The sequence below is a fragment of the Areca yellow leaf disease phytoplasma genome, assembly GCF_041920595.1.
The window spans coordinates 32,224-35,984 of the sequence record NZ_CP169277.1 but is presented as its reverse complement, the minus strand read 5'-3'; the positions used below and the strand labels follow the sequence as shown (position 1 = coordinate 35,984).

Here is a 3,761-nt window from a genome sequence, read left to right as displayed (position 1 = left end):
ACTTACATCAGCACTATATCTTTTATATCAACTACCAAAGCATTAGCATTACCTTTTTAAAATTAAAAGTAACTAGTTTTTATCATCTGGTAAAAAATAACGGATATAAATTTAAACTTTGAGTTACTTTTTCATATAAAGGTTGAAAATCTTTTAACTCGGTTTGAATCTACTTATTTATTTTTATCAGATTCCAAGCACCATCTAAATTTATTACCAAGTGATTCAAAATATTGTTTATTGTATTATCTTTATCTAAAAGTTTAGTATTTTATCAACTTTAAAATCTTTGACAACTTTTCCTTCTTGATTATAAAATTTCACTTTTAAAACTTGTGATTTAGGCCATAAAAAGATAACAAAGTACACCACCTACTACTAATAATACCGAAATGCTGTCAATAACAACCTTTTTTGGTAAAATCTGTACAAAAAATATTTTAACGCACTAAAAAAATTTTACTTTTATTTCCGATTTGCTTGATTAGCTTTTTGGAACTCCTTTATTTTTCTTTGACATTTGTTTTTCCCTTTATTTCCTTTTCTTTTTATATGATTTTATATTTTATATAATATAAAAATACTTTCTAATATTGTTTTATATAAAATAGTAAAATTGCATTAATTTGATATTTAAATATTAGATTGAAGTATTTTAATATTTAAAAATATAACACATGACACCAAATAAGTTAAGTTTTTTTAAAATTAAAAATAAAAATAAATATTTAGTATTATTTTGATATAAACTGAGATTTACTAACAAAAATATTTAACAATTAAAGAAAATAAAACTACAAAATAAAATATATTTTAAACAAAAAAATCAATATTTAAAAACTTAAAAAATTAAAAATACACTAAAAATACAAAAATACAATTTTTTTGCTAAGATTGATAATCAAAAAATACTTTAAAAGTATATTGACATTTTTTATTAACCACCCTAACACTTTTTCACCCCTTTATCTTTTTTACAACAGCAATTTAAAAATAAAAAATATTGCTACAATATCAGTTTTATCAAAAAAGAATTTTTTGCTCACCATCTTTATATCACAGAGTGCTTACTCGGCAATTTTATATAACAAAAAACCAACTTGAGAGCGGATCCATAATTTTTCAAAATATTTTTAATTGTTTGATGTTAATAATTTGGGCAATATTTTTATCGGTGCGGCTTTGGGCAAAAGGATAATAAACCTATCATAAAGGCAAAAGCCACACCAAGCAAAAAGAAGTGCCAATCCTAATAAAAAGTAAAATGCAAATCAAGAATACTAAAAGATTTTTCATAATACCAAGTTCTTGTTTGTATTTACCAAAACGCCTCAATTGCATAGCATTAGTAATTACATCAATTTTATCTAAATTAAAGAAAATCAAAGGAGGAATAATAAGGGCAATTCTTTTAATATCTGCAATAATACGAGCCAAAAAATGAGTTTTTTTAACAACTTTAATGCCTCGTGCTTGTTGATTGAGAGAAATATTTTTAAAATCTTTTTGAATTTCAGGAATATAACGAATAGTAAGGGCCCAGACTTACTGATTAACACAAAGAATAACCACTAAAAGAATTACTTGTGCACAGCTTGGTATCAAAGGTCTCTGACAATTATAAAGATTGATGGCTCATCCCATGAGTACATCCTTGGCCGAAGGCCAGTCAACAAATAGACCTCCACTATTCACAGGCACTAATTATTCTTATTGGAAAGCATGAATGAAAATTTACATTCAAGCTATAGATTTTCAATTATGGAAGGTCATCTTGAAAGGGCCACACATTCCCATAATCAAAGTTGATGGCATGGACATCCCTAAGCCTGAAGAGGACTGGGATGATCATGACATGAAAATGGGGGAATTGAATGCCAAAGCAATGAATTTATTATATTGTGCTTTGGATGCAAACGAGTTCAACCAAATTTTCACTTGCTCTTCAGCAAAGGAAATCTGGGACAAACTCGAAGTGACCCATGAGGGAACTTTCCAAGTGAAAATCTCAAAGATAAATCTTTTAGTTCATAATTATGAATTATTTAAAATGGAACCTTCAGAAATAATTTCTGCCATGTTCTCTAGATTTATAGATATTATTAATGGTTTAAAGAGTCTTGGCAGGGTATACTCAAATGCTGATCTAGTTCAGAAGATACTTCTGATTCTTACCTGACAAGTGGGATCCCAAAGTGACTGCAATCCAGGAGGCCAAAGATCTCAACACACTACTACTGGATGAACTACTGGGATCACTCATCACCCACGAGCTAACTATGCAGCACAGAACTGAAGATGAACAGAAGAAAAAGAAGACTATAGCCTTCAGAGCTGCTTCCGAATCAAAGAGGGATGATGAAGAATCTGAAGAAGAAAGCACCTCCTCCAATGATGACCTAGAAGACGATGATATCGCAATGGTTGTGAGGAGATTCAGAAAATTTATGGGAAGAAAGAAAGGAAGATACAACCGAAAATTTCATAGGAAGGATTATGGAAAAGAAAAAGAAAAAGGACAGAGAGAAAGATAAAGAAGTAGTCCCCACATGCTATGAATGCAAGAAGCCGGGGCACATACGTCCAGACTGTCCTCTATTGAAGAAATCCTTCAAACAGAAAAGAAGAAGAAAGCCATGGTTGCCACATGGAGCGATAGTGAAGAAACTATCTTCATCTGAAGAAGAAGAGACCACCAAGACTGCAAATCTATGTTTAATGGGTCTCGAAGATGAGGTAAATATCCTCTAGCACTTGCACTGAATTTACATTTGATGAATTAAATTCTGCTTTCATGATTTATTATCTGAATTTAAGAAAGCTGGAGTAAAGATAAAATCATTGAAAAATATGAATGACTCTTTACTCAAACAAAAAGATGAAATTTCAGAAAAGAACCTTTTATTACAAAAAGAACTGCATGACTTTTCTGAAAAAATTGAAAAGCTGAAAAATGAAAATCTTTTATGTGAGAGGAAAAACAATGATTTACTTGCTGAAAACATTGAACTGAAAAAGGAGGTTACAAAACTCAAGCCTTTAGTTGAAAAACTTACTTTATCTTCAAATAAGCTTGAGTTAATTTTAAAAGAACAATGATTTCCAAGAAATAAAGCTGAATTGGTTTTAAAACTTCTATTATGAATGGAATTTCAGCAACTACTTTTGTGAAATCTAAAGACCTGTTCAAAACATTTTATCTCAAAAAGTTTTGGCCACACCAAAACTGTTTCAACTTCAAAGTCTTTATTGTATGTTCCTAAGAACTTGAGCAAAAATGCATATTATATTCCAAAAGGTTCAAAATCTGCATCAATTGCATCAACTTTCTAGAACTTCAAATTCTGCTTTCTATTAAAAATTCTAAAGTTGTATACTATGTTTGGTAAAAGAATAGGACATAAAGCTTTTGAATGCAATAATTCTTAGAAATGTCCTTAAGAATGTAAGAAAAATTTGGGTTCCCAAAGGAACCACCTCTGCTGACCTGCAAGGACCCAAGGTAGCTTGGGTACCTAAAAGAATTCATTGACTATTTTGCAGGAATGTCTTGCAGCCCAAAGATTGAAGAAAAGGTGGTACTTAGACAGTGGCTGCTCAAGACATATGATGGGTGACAAGGACCAATTTATCACCCTTGAAATGAAAGAAGGAGGCATGGTCACCTTTGGAGACAATGGCAGAGGAGAATAATCGGTATTGGTAAGATCAAAATAACTCCCTTTACTTTTATTGAAAATGTTTTGCTAGTAGACAAAAGT

5 protein-coding genes are annotated in these 3,761 nt (G+C 30.4%); 4 read left to right on the top strand and 1 reads right to left on the bottom strand.

Annotated elements, in window-relative coordinates:
- Positions 1 to 1,206: 1,206 nt before the first annotated feature.
- On the bottom strand, positions 1,207 to 1,437 hold the full coding sequence (locus tag ACEW7V_RS00210; protein ID WP_374695497.1) for a hypothetical protein: 231 nt from the start codon (positions 1,435 to 1,437) through the stop codon (positions 1,207 to 1,209).
- A gap of 289 nt (positions 1,438 to 1,726) precedes the next feature.
- Between ACEW7V_RS00210 and ACEW7V_RS00205 the strand changes: the two genes are divergently transcribed.
- From ACEW7V_RS00205 to ACEW7V_RS00190, 4 genes are all read left to right on the top strand, one after another.
- Complete coding sequence (locus ACEW7V_RS00205; protein ID WP_374695496.1) at positions 1,727 to 2,179, top strand: hypothetical protein; 453 nt, start codon at positions 1,727 to 1,729, stop codon at positions 2,177 to 2,179.
- A gap of 16 nt (positions 2,180 to 2,195) precedes the next feature.
- Complete coding sequence (locus ACEW7V_RS00200; RefSeq protein ID WP_374695495.1) at positions 2,196 to 2,534, top strand: hypothetical protein; 339 nt, start codon at positions 2,196 to 2,198, stop codon at positions 2,532 to 2,534.
- A 316-nt stretch (positions 2,535 to 2,850) separates the two neighbouring features.
- A complete protein-coding gene (locus ACEW7V_RS00195) occupies positions 2,851 to 3,099 on the top strand; it encodes a hypothetical protein (RefSeq protein ID WP_374695494.1) in 249 nt (82 codons plus the stop codon).
- Between the two features lie 438 nt (positions 3,100 to 3,537).
- Positions 3,538 to 3,693 (top strand): hypothetical protein, encoded by a 156-nt coding sequence (locus ACEW7V_RS00190; protein WP_374695493.1) that lies wholly within the window; start codon positions 3,538 to 3,540, stop codon positions 3,691 to 3,693.
- Positions 3,694 to 3,761 lie beyond the last annotated feature (68 nt).